Here is a 17,816-nt window from a genome sequence, read left to right on the forward strand (position 1 = left end):
CAGCGCGAATAATCCCTGGTTGATACTCAAAGACCCTCGACATGTTCGGGGGTCTTCCTTTTATGCTATGAAGTTTTTAGTCCCAATGAATATTGAGACTGGAAACGCCAAGGTCGAGAGTTAAGCTGAGATGTTTTTCTGCAGTGTCGTAATTGTCTGAGCGATAGGTTTTCTCACCTGTCTTACTGAAGCCATCCAGATTCTTCGAAGATAATCCAGCATCAACGTTTACATCTACTCCTAGGGTACTTGGCACGCTAATATCAACTGAGCTAGCTCCAGCATCAATAGCTACTTCACTCTCATCAAGTAAATCCCCTAGCGTGAGATTAAGACTTGAAGCTCCCGTAGCAATAGTCAACTTGCGCAGCATCACTTCAGTGAAATCTAAATCCATACTCATGGCACCGCTCTTGATCAAAAGATCAATTGGCAACTCTCGCGTTAAGGAAAGATCAAGCTGATTAATGTGTGATCCAAGGCCGCTCCAATTTCCTTGAGTCTTCCATTCTACCGTCTGCACACTATCCGCATTCACATCGCTTACTTGTGACAGGCTCGTAAAGTCCGATTTAAAAGTTCCTTGGGCTAATTCAGCATCGCCAGCTTGCATATCTAATGAACCTGCTCCCATATCAATAGTCAGGTCTGCTGCAACCACGTCCGTTGCGCGCGCTAAGTCAATGTCTTTTAGTTCAACTTCTCGCTCATTAATCCAAAGCGAGGAAGTGCCGACTCCGGCTGCAACGAGAATTATCACAATCACCATAACCCAGGTCCCCCAGGATGACTTGGTGATGAGTGATATTCCTAAGAAGACGATAGCCAGAGGCCACAGCTCCCAGAGATTGAAATGCACATCAACCCAACCGGTCGTCTCTGCTAGATAGAGAAACCCAACAATAACTAAGGTGATGCCAAAAAGTATGCGCCCAGGATTATGACGATGCAAACGCGACTCGCGCTGCTCCGGTTTTACCTCTGGCTTTGGCGGTGGAGGCGGTGGAGCCTCTTTTCCTAAGGTAGGTGTTTCGTGATTTTGAAGCGGTGTCTCTGTCATAGCTTAGCTCCGTTTCATAAGAATAAAAATGCCGAGAAAAATAAACGTCAAAGGCCAAATACTATGCCACTGCAACCAGGTAAAGGAAAAGAGTTGCCGACTCAACAATACTACACCAAACACCACTACAATGACCCCGAGAAAATTTTGCAACTGATTTGCCTGTCCAGCGTTTTGTACCGCATCAACCTTTTCTTGAATTTCGTTTCCCACCTGTTGCGCGCGCTCACTTAGTGTTGTAGCAGCGTGCGTTGCGCCTTCTAGTGGTATAAGCAGCCAAAGCACAACATAAATAAGCACGCCCGCCCCATCAAAGATGGTAAGCAAGAGAAAGACGATACGAAAAATAACTGGGTCAATGCCAAAGTAGTGTCCTAATCCACCGCAGACGCCTGCCAGCATCCGATGAGTCCGTGATCGTACTAATAGTCGCGTTGAATTAGACATGAATTTCCTTTGTCTTTATCCTAGCACAGCTCTATGGACTGGCAATAGGGCTAAAATTGGCGCAAAAAATGACTTGACAAAGATTTTAGCAAGTCTTAATGTCTCTATGTTGTCACAAGTACAACAGGCTCCCTGCGGTGCTCCGCGGGTACAATACACAAGAGATCAATCAGATTTGCGAAGTCGCCCTGCGGGGTGAATTCACCTGCAAAAGCAGGCTCTCTCGTGTGTTGGCCCAACGTGTATTGCGTGGGGGCCTTTTTCTTTACTCAAGTTGTGAAGTACAACTTGGACAACGAGTTGCCTGTAGAGGAATTTCTGAAATGCAAAAGCGGCAAGACTTCGTGCTTACTTCTACTTCTTTTGGCTTTTGTAATTTGCTTAACAAGCGAATCATAAAGAAAATGACTGCCGCAATAATCAAGAAGTCAATAGCCGCTTGAATAAACATCCCGTAAGTCAAATATACTGGCTCAGCTTCTGTACCGCCAATTTTTACTTGTAGACCAGAAAAATCTATCCCTCCGCTAATCAAACCAATCACCGGCATAATAATATCAGCGACTAAAGAGCTGACAATCTTACCAAAAGCAGCACCAATGATGACCGCAACTGCCAGGTCCATCACGTTGCCGCGCATAATGAAGGCCTTAAAATCCTTTAACATACTTTTTCACGATTAATAACACTAACCGGCACTCGACCCGCCACCGCCGCCTCCGCCACCTGCAAATCCCCCGCCGCCAAATCCTGAGCTCGAAGATGGCGAACTGGCAAGGCTAGTTGCGACGCTGCTGTTCATAACTGAGACAAGGTGGTCAGTAAAACTCACTGCATTAAATGCTGCGAGTGGGTGTGTTGAATGAAACCACTTCGGCGGCTCAGTATAAATATCACGGAAGCGATTCGCCCATTGCTTCTCCACATTAAATACCATGGCATAGGGTAAGAAACGCTCAAAGGTTTGCGGAGTCATGGCAGCAACTCTGAATCGCTCAGCAGTATGTAAGTAAAGCTTAAATCCTTCAGACCATTCCAACGCATGAATACCCTTCTTGGTTTTTTTAGGCATGACTCGACCAAAAATTACCAGCAGCAGCGCATACACCCAAGGTACGAAAAGGGTGAAAAAACCGATAGGAATCAAGGCTATAGCTACATAATAATATCGACGACGTATACTGTCTGGACGCACCGGGAAATAACCATACTCATCTGTGGTAACGCTATAAATACTGCTGGTGATTTCCTTCATATCCTTATAAAAGGAATTCTTCAAATCAGAAAGTGCAACTCGCTCTCCTGTGCTAAAGAGCTTCTCCATTAATAAAAGCTCATAGGGTTTCAAACTCGTATCATGCGCTACACTCTTGAGGCGAACAAAAGTATACTCCTTTTTCTTAAACAGTCCCCCTTCTTCATCCTCTTCAATGCGTAAATAACCCCGCACTGCTAAATCAATAATTGTGGCAATAAAATCACGTCGATCCGCCTGCTCATCGATTAAAGTACCGACGACTGCCGGCGGCGCACCATCGGGTGCTTCATATTGCGGGATAATTGTTACCCTACCCTCGGGGTCACGTCCATGCGCTCGCCAGCGTGAAATAAGCCAAAGAAGTAATACAAGTGGTGAGGCAATATATATCCAACGGAACCAGTCCCAAAAACTTGACCAAAGGCTGGTTTCCTCCTTGATAGTTTCAAAAGTTACTTCTCCTTTTGGCCAGCCTGCTACAATCGTCATTTCATCTGATGGTCCAACATCAGAGGTAGTAAAGGTTAACGTATCGCCTTCTTGCGTATAGGTTGTCCGATCTGCCGTACTGCCTCTGGGTCCGACTAATAATCGCTGCTGCGTATCTTCACTGCCATAGGATTTCGGTAGCACGACTTTAGCGCTGGCATAATGAATGGGTACTCCACGTTGTGCAGAAACTACATTCCAGTAGAGCTCGTCATGGTCAGCAAAATCACCGATTGCATTATGGGCTCGGTAATGAAAAGTAATGGATTTTTGTGTAATACCGGCATCTGGTGTTTTAGAGAAATACGCTCGAATGCGTACTTCCTTCGAAGTATTTTGTATATCAACATCTGAGGAGGCAAATGCTTTACCGTCCTGGTCGTAAACCTCAATCTCGTCATACCAAATGCCTTTTGTTTTTGGTAGCGTCCTGCCTACCCACGTAAAAGCACCATGAAAATCAATATCCTGCTGCTCATCTACAATAATACTGGAATCCGTTTCAATAGTAATAGTCGAATCCCATGAACGGAACTCCCAAGTCTTGATTTGCGCCTGAACCTGTGAGGTCCATAATAGTCCAATAAGGAGAATAGGAATGAAGCGAAATCGATGGAAAATATTTTGCATGGATGGTCTTTATATTTCTTGTCTACGCTTGCGCTGGAGCCAGGATTGAAACTCTTTATCCTGTTTCATTATCTCTTCAATCTCTCCGCGTAAGTAGTCAGCTTTTTTAAGTTTCGTATTTTGAGTTTTCCAATCAAGATAGTGATCAATGGTCGGAGTAATGCGCAAAGTAAATTTAATGCGCGGAATCTCTTTCACTTCCCGCTTCCCAACTGTTTTGAGGAAGTCACCCAATAACCATTGTAATGAGTCATCCGTATAATAACGTATCTGACAAGTTTTTGGAACCTGCTTTTGATTGAGATATTTCAAGATTTGCCGGCCAGGACTACCGCGCTCTGATAAAAAGATGGTTGGCTTCTTCTGGGCGACTGCATAGGCAAGTAAATATCCAACTTCCGAGTCAGGAGTTGAGCCCTCAATCACAATTGCATCCATTGCATCAAGCAAGGTGCCACCTTTTGCTTCTATTTCTTGGGCTGAGGCTGGATCTAGGCTTGTTTCTGGGTGAATAGTGTTTGAGGAAAGTGCAATATCTGCCTCACGCAAAATGCGTCGTATCATGGCGTAGGCCTGTCGCAATCGTTGAGTGGTCGTATCTGGTCCGTAAAAATACACGTGCATACTAGTGGTGCAGAATTTCCTTTATCTTTTCTTTAAGTAAGCGCTGCACTTGAGTGGTATTTTTTGCTTGAGCAAAAATCCATGAGCTCAACACAAAAGCACTGTGATATGGCAGGGTGTGGAGAAGTGGTAAAGAGCTCAATCGATCTTGTTGAGCTTCTTGCTGATAAACTATCACAGGAACTTTACTTTTTTGCAGTTTTTCTAACGCCGAAACATGAGCTGAACTAAGCTGACTAGCTGGATCAAGCTTCACGAGAACTCCCGGTGCTTTCATTACCTCGCCGCTCAATCGATCGGTGATTTGCATACCTGGATGCACATCAATCACCACCATGTCTGAGGCAAAGTCAGTGGCAAATTTCACTGCCCGATTACTCTGTTTCCTGATCGGTGGGAATAGTTTCAAGCCGAAATCAACTTTACCGAGCAAAATTCCGGACAAGGAACGGAAATACTGTGCATCGGGCGGTGCCACTGTAGTCAATTCAATCGCGCGATGAATTTGATTACCAAAGACCGCACACACATCACCGAAGGAGTATTCAGCTACATGCAGGGCATTCAAGAGATTATCCTTTTGTCCTAAGCCTCGTGCATGGGCGAACAGCGCCCGTATGTTTGCCGGCACTTTTGGACGCAGCAAATCATGCGGTGAGGCAGTTAATACGACTGGCTTACCTGTGTTTCCCAGTGCTGCGCCCAGGGCGGGTGCGGTATAGTGCAGCGTTTCTACTTCATGGCTAATCACAAAGCCGTCGAACTTGGTATAGTTGTCGCTAATCACCCGACCGATTGACTGCCACAAGGCTGGCGAAACCCCGGACCCTTCGGCGTTTGCCACGTAGGTTGCATCGATTTCTGCCATGATGCTCAACTCTTGCATTTCTCGCATCCAAGCAGCCACCTCGCGCTCACTCTGCACCAGGCGCTTTTTGCCTGGACCATACGACAGCGCTGATCCGCTGACGAGAAGTATAAGAATGCGTGCACGTTGCATGAGGTGTGTATTTACGCCGTCGTAACTATTTTAGAGACGGCGCTTTATTATACCCAAAAACTCCCCCTTTGGTCAAAACACTATACTTTACGTTATGACCTCAGCCACTCTCTCCCCTGTCGTACGAGCAGCTCTTCTGCTTCCTCGGGGTCCTGGAGAAGCTCACGTACCACGCGCTCAAGTCGCACTGATTGCGAACCCTTCACCAATACGATGTCATGCAGACCTACTACCGAGCGGAGAAAAACCACTGCAGCTTTTGCGTCGGGAAACTCGTGCACTTCCTCCTCAGGAAAACCTGCTTCACGTGCTGCAGCTGCGATCTTGGCACCCAGCTTGCCAACGGTCACGAGAATATCGGCATGTCCTTTTACCGTCTTTCCAATTTCAGCATGTGCGTCATCAGTGTATTCCCCCAGCTCAGCCATATCACCTAACACCACAATACGGCGGAAAAAAGTAGCGGATTCAATGGTCTCAGATTTTTTTAATGGTCCAGTTGTAAGGTGATGTCGCAAATCCTTGGACAAATCACTGATCAACTGAAGTGCCGCAGTCACTGCACGTGGCGAGGCATTATATGAATCATCAATCAGGAGAGAACGCTTCTGACCTTTGAGTAAACGAGTGCGGCCACGTGGCGGGACGAAATGACGAAAGGCCTCAGCGATGTCGCGCAGATCCATACCATAGGCAAGTGCCACGCATGTTGCAGCTAGGGCGCTGGAAATAATTGCCTGCCCTACACTTCCTCGCAGCTCCAATGTTGCACTCTTATCCTCAAAATGTACTACGCAGCGCATGCCCTCGATGCTGGGAAACGCTTCAAATGATTCCTGCTTCCCATACAAGAAACCTACCTCGGTTGCCTGAACGTCAGCTTCTGCGTGAATGCCATAGCTCAGCACCCGCGACTTGGTCAGTTTATGAAATTCTAAGACTCGCTCATCATCTGCATTGAGAATGGTGTAGCCATCATCTTCTGTGCTTTTTGCCAGGACCGACTTTTCCTCTGCTACCTTCTCAACTGATCCAAAAAATTCCGTGTGCACTGGAGCAACTGCGGTGACAACACTTACCCGTGGTCGCGCAATGCTACAGAGATAGCTAATATCGCCCGGATGATCAGCGCCCATTTCTAGTATCAAGACTTCAGGGAAAGGACGACGTTGCAAAAGTAGCTTTGTCGCTTTGATAAAAATTCCTAGCCAGGCAAAAGGGTTCCGACCGCCGCTCTTCGCGTCAATAATCGCCAGAGGTAAGCCAAGCTCGTTATTCAAGTTACCCTGACTCCGTCGCACCGCAAAAGCCCCGCTCATGACAGTGAAAATTGCTTCTTTGGTACTGGTTTTTCCAACGCTGCCCGTAATCGCCACCACATCGGGTTGATACTTAGCTAGGATTTTCCGTGCATACCAGGCTAGGATGCGCTGCACATACTGCTGGAGCTTTGAGATAGACATATAGAGTAGTATAGCATTATCACCCTAGCGATAAATGCACATCTTGACAATTCTCAGGAAAATATATAGTATACGGCCGAAAACCAAAAAAAGAATACGCTCTCTTCTACTCCCCCGGCGGGCCTCCAGACTACTTCTCTGGAGGCCCCCTTTCTTTATTCTTTACTAAAAAGACTTTGCATGGTTTGACAGTAAAAAAGTGAAAGGTATAAGCTGACAACGGAAACGGCCCGGACGTGTGGAGATGCTTCAAGATAGGGGTCGTAGTCCATGCCCAAAAATCGCACATTCGCATGGAGGAGGGGTAGAGGGTAATTCAGAAGCCGTCCGGGCACTTTGCCGGATCGTGAACCCTCCAGTCGGAGCCTCGGAATCGGTGTGCGTGATTGCCGGGGCTTTTTTATTGACAAAAAATTTCCATTTGTTACTATGGCTGCATCGCACCTTCCCGCTCCTTTTTTCAACTTCCTAGCAGCTGATTCAGCTGCATTCGCGTTCGCTCTACGGACTTCCCCTTTCTCTGTTCTCACTGCTCCCTCCTGTCTTCCGTGTTCTGGCTTCGCGTCTCGTTCTCCCAGCCAGGTGCAACATTGTACCTGGCTTTCTTTTTAAAAATCTACAGCAGCCAAATATCTCGCTGTATTCACATTTCGTACAGTCATGTACTTATACAGCTTTGACCCAATCACTTTACTCAACTGACTTTTATTCAGGTTCTCTTTTTTTACGTGCCAGACAATCGCACCTTTTATATAACGCAAGTCCATATACTCTTTTTTCATTGGTAACTCATCAAGAGTTTTCTTATCATCAACTTCAGGGAAAAGGAAAGCTACATCGGTCTTTTGTGTCTGATGATCGTTCTGCCAAGTCTGAGGAATTGCTGCCACGATTTTCTTCACCTCAGCTTGTGTCTTGATTAACACGGGGATAGGAAAGCCAAATTCATTTACTAGGGCTTTTGTCAGCGCTGACTGAATATCCTTACTCTTCCCTTTTGCATTAAAAAGAATGTTGCCAGAATTTATGTAAGTTGAAACATCCGTGTAACCCAAACTCCCACACAACTCCTTGAGTCGCTTCATTTCTACTTTGTTATTCCCGCCAACATTAATGCCGCGGAGGAGGGCTATGTATCTCATTGATTGATCACCAAAAACTTCTGCTCAGGAATTTTAAGAATTTCGCACGGCTCTCCAAAACTCTCAAGACCTTCAAGCTTATCTTGTTTGTCTTCCGACCAATGGACAAACACTTTCACATTTAAGATCCCCAAACCTTGGTGAAATTTCTGACTATCAACATGATAAAAATATCGCGATAACATTTGCGCCCCAGCGGATGATCCTGCTACTGTTTTTCCCTGCCACAACTCTACCAGCATAGGCACCTTCCGCATATGTTCCAAAAGTACTAATGTCTCACCGCCAATAGTATAAATTGCATCAGCGTTCTTAATCTGCTCAATAAAAGTCTGTGTATTCTCGGACGCCATAACAAAGTGTATAGATTTCTCCAGAGCAACTACAGAAAATCGTTCTTTGGTTAAATCAAAAAATTCTTTCCAGAGGCTTTTATCACGTGCAAAGGGAATAAACAACACAGTAGGCTCGCTCGGTACATCCTTTAAAATTTCCTGCACGTAAGCTCGATTATCTACAGTATCATATTTTAGCGCACCACCGTGCAGTATATATTTTGTCATACGTTAAACCTTTTCGACATTTATTTTCTCCCGACATTCTCATCCATGTCTTTGCCTCCAATAAAAGACAAAACATCAAAATCAGGATCAAGCAACTTTACTAAATCAAGGTCAGGACGATTCATTATTTCCACGCCTGGCATTTTTTCACCTCTAGACAACGCCTTTTTTAGTTCTTCAAATTCCTCTTTATCCAAGACAAAATCAACATCGCCCACCTCGGTGTGCTGATCTGGTTTACGAATATAGAGATAGGTATAGGTGGTCTCCGGAATATCACCTTGGGCAGGAATAACAATGGGCTCATGGAGACGATAATATTTTTGATTCCAATTATCAGATTCTTTTGTCAGCTCCTGGCGAACTTTTGTGAGATAGCTATACTCGTCATCGTCATGGCAAAATATTCCGAGATTACCTGCCACTGGTAAATATCTGCCAAAATTTTTTTTACATAACTCAAAACACTTAAGGTGAGTATATGTTATCGCTTGTATCAATTGCTCTTTGTCTTGGATTGGACTAAATCGATACTGCATGATTTCTGCTATAGAACTTCCTTTACAATACGCAGCTGAAGATGGCCATCTTCAGCTGCGGTTGAGTTACTCCCCAACTACACTCGGCGGAACTTCGAAGTAATTCAAGAGGAACTTCGCAATATCGCCGAATAAAGGCGCAGCAGTGCTCTCGGCAAATTTCACGTCCTTAGGATCCACAATCTTGGTCACCATGACAAACTTCGGGTCCTCGACCGGACCGAAACCGGCGAAGGAGCCAATGGTGCGATTAGGATCATAGCCCGGACCGTCAGTGCGTGGAATCTGCGCCGTACCTGTTTTACCGGCAATGTAATATCCTGGCACAGCCGCTCTCGTACCGTGACCATTCTTCACTACATTTACGAGCATGGCTGATACTGTGGTTGAGGTTTTTGGATCCAACACTTGTCGTACAGCTGTGGGGTGAGTTTTCACATGGAAGTCATTTGGCTTCACAATTTCATCAACGATGTATGGTTTATACAAAGTTCCCCCATTTGCAATAGCTGCATAGGCCGCGGCCAGCTGCAAAGGCGTGGCGGTGATACCTTGACCAAAAGAAGCGGTGTCAACGTAAATGTCACGTCCGCTGGCCAGCTCTCCGAGATTACCAGCCGACTCATTACCAAGCTCAACACCAGTCTGCTCACCAAAACCAAAGCGCTTCACATAGTCATAAAAAACGTCGTTCCCGGCCTGTTGCGCAGCAAAAATTGCTCCGGTGTTTAGAGATTTTTCCAACACCTCGGTCATTGTTTGCGTACCGTATGTTTTATCGTCGGAATTCCGAATCGTGAAGCCGCCAACCTCTACACTTCCTTCATCAACATAAGTGGTTTCCGGTGTAACCTTGCCAGTATCAACCGCGGTCGCCATGGTAATGGGCTTGAAAATCGATCCAGGCTCATAAGGACTAATGGCCGGATTAAGAAAAACATCCAAGTCAGTCACCTCGTTGTAATGATTCGGATCAAAGTCAGGATAACCGCACATGGCCAATATGGCACCGCTATCTGGATCAAGTATAACCACCGCCCCACTCTCAGCCCCGTGCTTCAGTACGGCTTCTTGAAGCTTCGTGCACACAGTGTATTCCAGGGTACGGTCAATGGTAAGGATGAGATCATCACCATCTTTAGCATCTTGGATAAATCGATCGCCGACGGTAATCCAACGACCGGCCGCGTCGCGCTCAGCTTGCAAATAACCCTGTTGACCAGCCAGCTCTTCATCAAAATAACCTTCCAGTCCATACTGTCCTTTTTTCACATCCTCTGACATGCCAAGGAAACCAAGGATTTGGCTGGCCAGACTTCCCTCTGGATAAAGGCGTCCCTTTTCACTAATGAAAGAGATGCCATCAATCTCTAATGCCTCAATTTTTTCTTTGGTAGCAACGCTTATATTATGCTCAATCGGTTCATAGACATCGTCGCTTTTTGATAATCGAGCAAGTAATGTTTCTTTATCAAGCGTGATGAAACTTTCAAGCTTTTCGGTCACATCCTCCGGATCTTCAATTCGCTTTGGCACAGCATATACTAGGAAGCGTTCCTCATTGGTAGCCAGTGGAAAAAGCTGCCCATCTGAATAGCGATCGTGCGCGTAAATTTCTCCACGATCTGGTAAAAGCCGTTGCTCAATTTCGTGCTGACCAGAGGCCAGCGCTTCGTAGAACCCGTGCGCTAAAACCTGCAGCGTGAATAGACGAACTACTAAAATACTCGAAAAGCCAAATAACAAAATAAGCAGCACGGTGAGACGATCAAGTCGCCATCTTGGCTGCTGTTGTCGTGGTCGATTGCGTCCGTACCGCGTCATAGCACCTAGGCTTTAACGACGGGCAAAGGCGGAATCGGTCGGACTAAGATATTCAATATGCGCCACTTCGGTTAAGCCGAGCTGGCCACTTGCTTCCTGGACTGCACTCAGAGATTGCAGCTCAGTCGCCTCTACTTCCAGGCGACGATTTTCTTTACGCAACTCATCTACTCGATTTTCCAGCGTCTTGATTTCGAAACCAGTTGTCGCCACATTGTTAATCAACGCTAAATAGGCTCCCCCACCAATCACTGCGAGCGTCACCGTTAACACGGTAATTGCAGTGAGGCGCAGCTTCAATGTACGAAGCAGCGTACCTGCTAAGCGTTGAGAAATGGTGCTTTGTTGAGTTGTGCGATCGTAATAGGTCATTGGATTTTTTCTGCTACTCGGAGTTTAGCGCTCCTGGAACGTGAATTGTGCGCAATCTCATCCTGACCCGGCACGACTGGTTTCTTGGTCAGCACCTGCAATGAAGCATGGTGATTGCACGTGCAGACCGGTTGTTGGGCAGGACAGATGCAGTCTGTTGATTCGCGCCGGAAGAAACGCTTCACGATCCTATCCTCTAGCGAGTGATAACTGAGGACCGCGATGCGACCGCCGGGTTGAAGCAAGTGAACTACTTCTGGTAAAACGCGCGCGAGGACGTCGAGCTCGTCATTGACTTTAATGCGAAGCGCTTGGAAGACTTGCGTCGCAGGGTGAATGCGCGATCGCCCTCGCTTGGGTTTTACCTTATCTATACAGGCGACAAGTTGTGGAATGTGCGTGAAGGGATTTTTTTGACGCTCGGTAACGATTGCTCGAGCAATGCGACCAGCTGCTGACTCTTCCCCGTACTCTTTGAATATTTTTTTTAGCTCTTGCTCAGATGCGGTATTGAGGATATCGGCAGCCGTTGCTTGTGCGCTGGTCGGATCAAAGCGGAAATCGAGAGGCGCGGAACTTAGAAAGGAAAATCTTGATGCGAGAGCTTCGATTGCCAGTGAAGAGAGACCAAGGTCCAATAGAACACCGCGTAGTTGAATATCTGGGAATTGTTCATGGATGCGCTGTGCTGCGTGAACAAAATTATCATGCAGGAGATGAGTGCGCTGGCTATACTTCTGTAAACGCGCCTTGGCTATATCCAGTGTGACTGGATCCGCCTCTACTCCAATGAGTATTCCCTTTGGAGCTGTGCGCTCAAGCATTGCTTCAGCGTGCCCTCCCCCACCTAGAGTCAGATCAAGCACCGTATCGCCTGAACCTAGGTTGAGGAGCGCTAATGTTTCGTTGAGAAGAACAGGAATGTGTCCGCGGCCGGATTGGGCAGGCATCTTAGACACCGATTTCACCAAGCGCCTCGGCAATATCACCGCTGGACTTCTCGGTTTTGGTCTTATAAGCGGCCCAAGCAGTTTCATCCCAGAGTTCCAGGCGGTTGTACAAGCCAGCTACCACTACCTTCTTCTTCATAGTGGCGTACTTGCGCAAGTAATCAGGCAACATGATGCGCCCCTGCTTATCAATCTCCACATCCATGGCCCCAGCCAGCATTAAGCGTGAAAAAGCGCGGGTGTTTGCTTGAGCAATTGGCAAATTCGCTAACTTGTCAGCTAACTTCTCCCACTCTTGTTGTGGATACAAGAAAAGACAGTTGTCCAAGCCTCGGGTGACGACTGCCCCTTTGCTGAGTGCTTCACGGAATTTTCGAGGTACTGCGAGGCGACCTTTTTCATCAATCGCGTGGTAGTACTCTCCGATAAACATGCTGGTGGTCATTTCTGGCTTTTTTCGTTATCCACATTAGGGAAGGGTTATCCCCACATTTATCCACTTCTCACCCTTCTTTAACCATTTTACCCCACTTCCTGGTTTTCGTCAACCACTTTAAAAACCACAAGAATTAGGCGTATTGGTCAAGAAAATGGTGAAATAGCACAATTTCAAGAAATAACGTTACACTTAGGCACTTCCCCACTTCGACCTCAGGAAGATGTACGTCAAAAATGACAAACTTGACCTTTTGCTGAGCCTTTGTAAACTGCCGACACTAAGGAATTCTTTGCACTTTCACAATCTACTAGGAGGAGAGCGACAATGTGCGGGATTATTGGGTACACGGGAAGCCGGTCGGCTCTCCCCCTCTTGTTTGAAGGGATTGAAAGTCTGCAACACCGGGGTTACGACTCTGGTGGGGTGGGACTACAAACAGACAGCAGCTTGACCCTGATTCGAGCTCTGGGAAAGCCTGAAAACCTCAGCAGTAAGCTGGAGGAAAGAGGGCACTGGAACCCTCAGAGTCCTGCGATGCGGTCACGCTGTGGCATCGGCCACACACGTTGGGCTACGCACGGTGAACCATCGGTCGTCAACGCACATCCACACGCGTCGCGGGATGGCCACTATGCAGTGGTGCACAATGGGACAATCGACAACTTGGAAGCGATCCGAAAACAACTGTTAACCTGGCTGCCTGGCTTGGAGCTTTTCTCCGAAACTGATACCGAGCTACTCGCTCATATGGTCATGTACTTTGTTGATAAAGAACATGATCTGATCAGAGCAGTCCAGCTCACCGGGTGCCTGATTGAGGGGGCAAACGCCTTCGCGGTCATATCAAGCAGAAACCCTGGATGTATTGCGGCCTTCCGTCGCGGTAGCCCGCTCTTGTTTGCTAAACTCGAGCACGGCTATCTCTTGGCTTCTGACCAGGCTGCTATCCTTCCTCACAGTTCCAGCTACAGCTGGCTCGAGGATGGTGATGTCCTCTTCTTGAGTCCGGATGAAGATCCGCGAGTTCTGGATGCTGACGACTACGATGTGGTACGGGAAAGCATCAATATCGAGGAGAGCATGCGCCAGAGTAGTCGAGGAGATCACCCTCACTTCATGCTCGCCGAGATCATGGGACAACCCGTAACGATTCAACGGACCATCGAGGGACGAATTCAAGACGGAGGAAAGCCGCTGATCAGGCTCGGCGGCATGATCGACATCCGTGAATGGGTAGGACATGATCTGTCTGAGATACTTTTGACAGGATGTGGCACGTCCTGGTTTGCAGCTCAAGTGGGAAAGCGATGGCTAAACCAGCTCGGCTTCCGGGCTGAGGCACCCCTAGCTTCGGAGCTCTTCCGAAGCTTCCAGGGTGTTGATCGAGGCACGCTAGTCATCCCCTTCTCACAGTCCGGAGAAACCCATGACACCAATCAAGCGGTCAAGTGGGTCAAGGAGCGGGACGCGAAAGTCTGGAGTATCTGCAACGTGGTTGGATCAGCACTTACTCGCATGAGTAATGCTGGTATGTACCTGAGAGTTGGCCAGGAGACCGGAGTGGCCTCCACTAAGGCCTTCACCAGCCAAGTCGTCGCAGCGACTTTGACCGGGCTAGCGCTCGTCCAAGAACGCGAGCCCGACAGACTTCACACTCCTGAGATCAAGGCTGTGATTCAGGCGATTCTGGATTTGCCTCGGCAGATTCAGAACGTGCTTGATCAAGCAGCGAAGATCCGAGAAGTTGCTGAATCCATTGCATCAAGCACCGGGGCCTACTTCCTGGGTACTGGCTATAGTCTTTGCGCAGCACGTGAAGGCGCTCTCAAGCTCAAGGAGATTTCCTATATTCATGCCGAGGCCTATCCGGTCGCGGAAATGAAACACGGGCCCATCGCCTTGATCGACGAGAACATGCCAGTGATCTTCGTGGCCGTGGATGAAGGAGGACCCAAAGAATGGGCCCAGAGCCTTGGAAGCAACATCAGCGAGGTTCGTGCTCGAAAGGGCCAGATCATCGTGATTGCGGAAGAGGACTCCGAGCTCGCTGGCACAATTCTCAGTGAGGGCTCTGGTCAGGTACTGTACACTCCCAAGACCGTTGGTGTACTCACGCCTGTGCTGAGTGCCGTCGTCATGCAGCTCCTGGCCTACTACGCTGCAGCTGAGTTGGGACGCGAGATCGATCAACCTCGCAACTTGGCCAAAGTGGTCACCGTAGCCTAAACATCGCACCTTAACCTGGCCCGCTTCGAGTAAAATCGAGAAGCGGGCTTTACTTTTTTATAAAGCAGACGTAGTTTTTACATAGACATCCATGCTTGAAGGTATATTTTAGTGTTAATAATTTTGCTTACTAGCGCCTCACTTAGACCATTGCCACGTGTATGAAAAAACTCATTCTCATAGTCACCCTCTTCGGCCTTATCCTCCCTTTTGCCATCCAAGCCCAAGATCAAGCTGATGCTATACCTGATCAAGTGATTAATGTAGCAGAAGATGAACTATTTCAAGCAAAGGTCATACAAATATTGGATGCGCGAGAAGTTGACTCCCCTGACGGTGAGACCTACCAACAGCAAAATTTACTTCTCGAGGGCACCAAAGGAGAATGGAAAGGTAAACAAGTAACGATTGAGGGAATTTCTGATATCCAAATTGTGAATAGTCTCATTTTTAAAAAAGGAGATCAGGTTATTGTTGCGGCCAGTCCTAGTCCTGATGGTGAAGTGCGATATTACCTGGTTGATGCGGTTCGCAGTCCTTCACTGACCTGGTTAACCATCCTTTTTGTAATTATCGTGCTCATTATCGGAAAATGGAAAGGACTGCGTGCGCTCATAGTGCTGGGATTAAGTGCAGCGGTGATTCTCTGGTACATTGTGCCGCAGATATTAAAAGGAGCTGATCCCCTGGTAATCAGTGTTGTTGGTGGTGCAGTAATTATGGCTTTAGCAATTTTCTTCACTGAAGGTTATAACCGGCACGCTCGCCTAGCTTACTTCAGCATTCTCATCCTACTGGCGATTCTTTTACTCTTATCAAAATTCTTTACTCTGGCCGCTCATCTCACCGGATTAGCAAGTGAAGAAGCAATTTTTATCAGCGCGCTACAGGGTGGGATAAATGTAGAGGGCCTCTTACTCGCTGGAATGATTATCGGTACCCTTGGTGCACTGGATGACGTTATCCTCAATCAAATTGCTGTAGTGGATGAATTACGCGAAAGTAATCCGGAACTCAGCACAAAAGAGTTGCACAAAAAAGCCATGCGCGTTGGCACGACCCATATCTCATCAATTGTAAACACGCTCTTCCTGGCCTATGCTGGCGCCTCACTCCCCCTCCTTGTGCTCTTCTCAGTGCATGAAGCACCTTTTCTCTCTTTCAGCGATGTTATCAACAGTGAAGTCATCGCAACAGAGATCGTGCGTACTTTAGTGGGTAGTATAGTGCTTGTCTTAGCTGTTCCGCTAGCCACCTTCTTAGCAGTGCGCTTCTATGACAAAACGCATCCAACGCATGGACAAGAAGCTAATGCTGAGGCAAGATAAAGACGTTTATAAATATTCAACTCTATGGATAAAACCTACAAAAACTGTCAAAGCTGCTCAATGCCCCTCAAAAGCGATAAAAACGGTGGCGGCACCAACGCTGATGGATCGAAAAGTACTATGTACTGCAGCTTATGCTATCAAAATGGCCAATTTGTAAACCCGGACTGGACTGCGCAGCAAATGCAGGACTTTGTAAAAGGAAAAATGAAGGAAATGGGTTTCCCAGGCTTCATGGCCGGATTTTTCACTCGCGGCATACCAAAGTTAGAACGCTGGAAGCAGTAATAAGTTCACTAAGGATATGACTGCATACACGAAAAAACGCATACTCCTCATTTTAACCGGCGGCACGATTGCTGGAAATGTAGCGAGTAATGAAATTACCAAGCAAGAGAAATCTCAACCAGACAGCTTCCTGTCAATTTTGAAAGACTCCACTGAAATCGTCAAACGAAATTGGAGTATTGAGATTGAAGCCAGCACCAAGGAACTGTTTAATGTTGATAGCTCTGATATGCTACCGGCCAACTGGTCCGCTATGGCTGAGACTATTGCTGAAAACTACGACGAGTATGATGCCTTTATTATCCTCCACGGTACAAATACTATGGGCTATACTGGCGCCGCCCTGTCATTTGCATTGGAGAATGTGAACAAACCGGTTATTTTAACGGGTGCACAGGTTCCACTGGGTTACCTGGGCTCGGACGCAACTACCAACTTAGTAAACTCACTTCGTTTAGCAGTCTGGGGCTATCACCCGATCAAAGGGGTGATGGCTGTATTTGGTAGTAAAATTATTGCCGGTACGCGAATTAAAAAAGGCACGGATTTTGACTACGATCCCTATAGCTCCTTTATTGCCGGAGCCCTAGGGCAGATTGGTCGATTCATTCGCATTAACGATGCGGCGCTTGATAAATATATTAGCTACTTGTCAAAAAGTAAGCCTCTGGCAATTCAAGCCCGGGTGCTTAGTGTGAAAAAGGACTTTGACACAAAGAGCATTGCCTCGCTTACTGAATTTCCCGGAATGTCACCTGACATCTTCCAGACCCTGGTTGAGCAAAATGGCATTAAGGCTTTTGTGTTCCGGGCTTTTGGGGCTGGTGATGCCAGTCAGCATCTCTTCAAAGGCTTTGAGTATTTGAAAGAAAAGCAAATTCCAATCGTGGTTACCTCTCAAGCCCCGCAAGGTGTGGCTAGTTTCCAGGTAAACGAATCTGGAAAACAACTCAAGGACCGAGATCTGGCTATCCCCGCCTATGATATGAGCATTGAGTCCATCACAACAAAGTTGGCTTGGCTCTTAGCGCAGGGTATAAGCTACGAACAGATCAAATCTAAGATGCTCGAAGACCTCCACGGCGAGATCAATATCGAGAACGAATTACTCTAATAGCAAAATTCGTTAGCACCTCCCCTTTCGCTGCTTTTTCATAACTCCGCGAAGTAGCAC

The 17,816-nt window shown here is 47.1% G+C and carries 18 protein-coding genes; 4 read left to right on the top strand and 14 right to left on the bottom strand.

Annotated features, from left to right (window positions below):
* Positions 1 to 76: 76 nt before the first annotated feature.
* The 14 genes from H6760_02850 to mraZ all read right to left on the bottom strand — a co-directional run bounded on the left by H6760_02850 (position 77) and on the right by mraZ (position 12,794).
* Positions 77 to 1,060 (bottom strand): hypothetical protein, encoded by a 984-nt coding sequence (locus H6760_02850; GenBank protein USN53093.1) that lies wholly within the window; start codon positions 1,058 to 1,060, stop codon positions 77 to 79.
* Between the two features lie 3 nt (positions 1,061 to 1,063).
* A complete protein-coding gene (locus H6760_02855; protein ID USN53094.1) occupies positions 1,064 to 1,507 on the bottom strand; it encodes a PspC domain-containing protein in 444 nt (147 codons plus the stop codon).
* A gap of 265 nt (positions 1,508 to 1,772) precedes the next feature.
* Positions 1,773 to 2,174 (bottom strand): large conductance mechanosensitive channel protein MscL, encoded by a 402-nt coding sequence (gene mscL / locus H6760_02860; protein ID USN53095.1) that lies wholly within the window; start codon positions 2,172 to 2,174, stop codon positions 1,773 to 1,775.
* A gap of 21 nt (positions 2,175 to 2,195) precedes the next feature.
* Positions 2,196 to 3,884 (bottom strand): DUF2207 domain-containing protein, encoded by a 1,689-nt coding sequence (locus tag H6760_02865; protein USN53096.1) that lies wholly within the window; start codon positions 3,882 to 3,884, stop codon positions 2,196 to 2,198.
* Positions 3,885 to 3,893: 9 nt separating this feature from the next.
* Positions 3,894 to 4,508 carry a hypothetical protein gene (locus H6760_02870; protein USN53097.1) on the bottom strand — a complete coding sequence of 205 codons (615 nt, stop codon included), beginning with the start codon at positions 4,506 to 4,508 and terminating at the stop codon, positions 3,894 to 3,896.
* A gap of 1 nt (position 4,509) precedes the next feature.
* Positions 4,510 to 5,508: an asparaginase gene (locus H6760_02875; protein USN53098.1), complete on the bottom strand. Its 999-nt coding sequence runs from the start codon at positions 5,506 to 5,508 to the stop codon at positions 4,510 to 4,512.
* A gap of 92 nt (positions 5,509 to 5,600) precedes the next feature.
* Positions 5,601 to 6,971 (bottom strand): UDP-N-acetylmuramoyl-tripeptide--D-alanyl-D-alanine ligase, encoded by a 1,371-nt coding sequence (locus H6760_02880; protein ID USN53099.1) that lies wholly within the window; start codon positions 6,969 to 6,971, stop codon positions 5,601 to 5,603.
* Between the two features lie 608 nt (positions 6,972 to 7,579).
* Complete coding sequence (locus tag H6760_02885; GenBank protein USN53100.1) at positions 7,580 to 8,113, bottom strand: DUF1697 domain-containing protein; 534 nt, start codon at positions 8,111 to 8,113, stop codon at positions 7,580 to 7,582.
* Positions 8,110 to 8,676 carry a Type 1 glutamine amidotransferase-like domain-containing protein gene (locus H6760_02890; protein ID USN53101.1) on the bottom strand — a complete coding sequence of 189 codons (567 nt, stop codon included), beginning with the start codon at positions 8,674 to 8,676 and terminating at the stop codon, positions 8,110 to 8,112. The genes H6760_02885 and H6760_02890 overlap by 4 nt, the downstream gene beginning before the upstream one ends.
* Positions 8,677 to 8,696: 20 nt before the next feature.
* On the bottom strand, positions 8,697 to 9,215 hold the full coding sequence (locus H6760_02895) for a hypothetical protein (protein USN53102.1): 519 nt from the start codon (positions 9,213 to 9,215) through the stop codon (positions 8,697 to 8,699).
* Positions 9,216 to 9,281: 66 nt separating this feature from the next.
* Complete coding sequence (locus H6760_02900; protein ID USN53103.1) at positions 9,282 to 11,039, bottom strand: penicillin-binding protein 2; 1,758 nt, start codon at positions 11,037 to 11,039, stop codon at positions 9,282 to 9,284.
* A gap of 12 nt (positions 11,040 to 11,051) precedes the next feature.
* Positions 11,052 to 11,411: a hypothetical protein gene (locus H6760_02905; GenBank protein USN53104.1), complete on the bottom strand. Its 360-nt coding sequence runs from the start codon at positions 11,409 to 11,411 to the stop codon at positions 11,052 to 11,054.
* Positions 11,408 to 12,361 carry a 16S rRNA (cytosine(1402)-N(4))-methyltransferase RsmH gene (gene rsmH / locus H6760_02910; GenBank protein USN53105.1) on the bottom strand — a complete coding sequence of 318 codons (954 nt, stop codon included), beginning with the start codon at positions 12,359 to 12,361 and terminating at the stop codon, positions 11,408 to 11,410. The genes H6760_02905 and rsmH overlap by 4 nt, the downstream gene beginning before the upstream one ends.
* Before the next feature lies 1 nt (position 12,362).
* Positions 12,363 to 12,794 carry a division/cell wall cluster transcriptional repressor MraZ gene (gene mraZ, locus H6760_02915; protein ID USN53106.1) on the bottom strand — a complete coding sequence of 144 codons (432 nt, stop codon included), beginning with the start codon at positions 12,792 to 12,794 and terminating at the stop codon, positions 12,363 to 12,365.
* 330 nt (positions 12,795 to 13,124) lie between these two features.
* On the opposite strand from mraZ, the gene glmS reads away from it, so the two are divergent.
* From glmS to H6760_02935, 4 genes are all read left to right on the top strand, one after another.
* Positions 13,125 to 15,026, top strand: a complete 1,902-nt coding sequence (gene glmS / locus H6760_02920; protein ID USN53107.1) for a glutamine--fructose-6-phosphate transaminase (isomerizing) — start codon at positions 13,125 to 13,127, stop codon at positions 15,024 to 15,026.
* 161 nt (positions 15,027 to 15,187) lie between these two features.
* Entirely contained in the window at positions 15,188 to 16,354 is a 1,167-nt protein-coding gene (locus H6760_02925; GenBank protein USN53108.1) for a YibE/F family protein, read from the top strand.
* A 24-nt stretch (positions 16,355 to 16,378) separates the two neighbouring features.
* The gene (locus H6760_02930) at positions 16,379 to 16,642 is read left to right on the top strand and encodes a zinc ribbon domain-containing protein (GenBank protein USN53109.1); all 264 of its coding nucleotides are present in this window, start codon (positions 16,379 to 16,381) and stop codon (positions 16,640 to 16,642) included.
* A gap of 16 nt (positions 16,643 to 16,658) precedes the next feature.
* Positions 16,659 to 17,756 carry an asparaginase gene (locus tag H6760_02935; GenBank protein USN53110.1) on the top strand — a complete coding sequence of 366 codons (1,098 nt, stop codon included), beginning with the start codon at positions 16,659 to 16,661 and terminating at the stop codon, positions 17,754 to 17,756.
* The last annotated feature ends 60 nt before the right edge of the window (positions 17,757 to 17,816 follow it).

This window comes from Candidatus Nomurabacteria bacterium, from assembly GCA_023898465.1.
Taxonomy (GTDB): domain Bacteria; phylum Patescibacteriota; class Patescibacteriia; order HK-STAS-PATE-3; family HK-STAS-PATE-3; genus HK-STAS-PATE-3.

Coding starts and splice junctions, on each gene's coding strand:
- H6760_02855 (USN53094.1), bottom strand. CDS start 1,507: ATGTCTAATTCAACGCGACTATTAGTACGATCACGGACTCATCGGATG.
- H6760_02935 (USN53110.1), top strand. CDS start 16,659: ATGACTGCATACACGAAAAAACGCATACTCCTCATTTTAACCGGCGGC.
- H6760_02875 (USN53098.1), bottom strand. CDS start 5,508: ATGCAACGTGCACGCATTCTTATACTTCTCGTCAGCGGATCAGCGCTG.
- H6760_02850 (USN53093.1), bottom strand. CDS start 1,060: ATGACAGAGACACCGCTTCAAAATCACGAAACACCTACCTTAGGAAAA.
- H6760_02930 (USN53109.1), top strand. CDS start 16,379: ATGGATAAAACCTACAAAAACTGTCAAAGCTGCTCAATGCCCCTCAAA.
- glmS (USN53107.1), top strand. CDS start 13,125: ATGTGCGGGATTATTGGGTACACGGGAAGCCGGTCGGCTCTCCCCCTC.
- H6760_02895 (USN53102.1), bottom strand. CDS start 9,215: ATGCAGTATCGATTTAGTCCAATCCAAGACAAAGAGCAATTGATACAA.
- H6760_02925 (USN53108.1), top strand. CDS start 15,188: ATGAAAAAACTCATTCTCATAGTCACCCTCTTCGGCCTTATCCTCCCT.
- H6760_02885 (USN53100.1), bottom strand. CDS start 8,113: ATGAGATACATAGCCCTCCTCCGCGGCATTAATGTTGGCGGGAATAAC.
- H6760_02905 (USN53104.1), bottom strand. CDS start 11,411: ATGACCTATTACGATCGCACAACTCAACAAAGCACCATTTCTCAACGC.
- H6760_02890 (USN53101.1), bottom strand. CDS start 8,676: ATGACAAAATATATACTGCACGGTGGTGCGCTAAAATATGATACTGTA.
- H6760_02870 (USN53097.1), bottom strand. CDS start 4,508: ATGCACGTGTATTTTTACGGACCAGATACGACCACTCAACGATTGCGA.
- H6760_02880 (USN53099.1), bottom strand. CDS start 6,971: ATGTCTATCTCAAAGCTCCAGCAGTATGTGCAGCGCATCCTAGCCTGG.
- mraZ (USN53106.1), bottom strand. CDS start 12,794: ATGTTTATCGGAGAGTACTACCACGCGATTGATGAAAAAGGTCGCCTC.
- mscL (USN53095.1), bottom strand. CDS start 2,174: ATGTTAAAGGATTTTAAGGCCTTCATTATGCGCGGCAACGTGATGGAC.
- H6760_02865 (USN53096.1), bottom strand. CDS start 3,884: ATGCAAAATATTTTCCATCGATTTCGCTTCATTCCTATTCTCCTTATT.
- H6760_02900 (USN53103.1), bottom strand. CDS start 11,039: ATGACGCGGTACGGACGCAATCGACCACGACAACAGCAGCCAAGATGG.
- rsmH (USN53105.1), bottom strand. CDS start 12,361: ATGCCTGCCCAATCCGGCCGCGGACACATTCCTGTTCTTCTCAACGAA.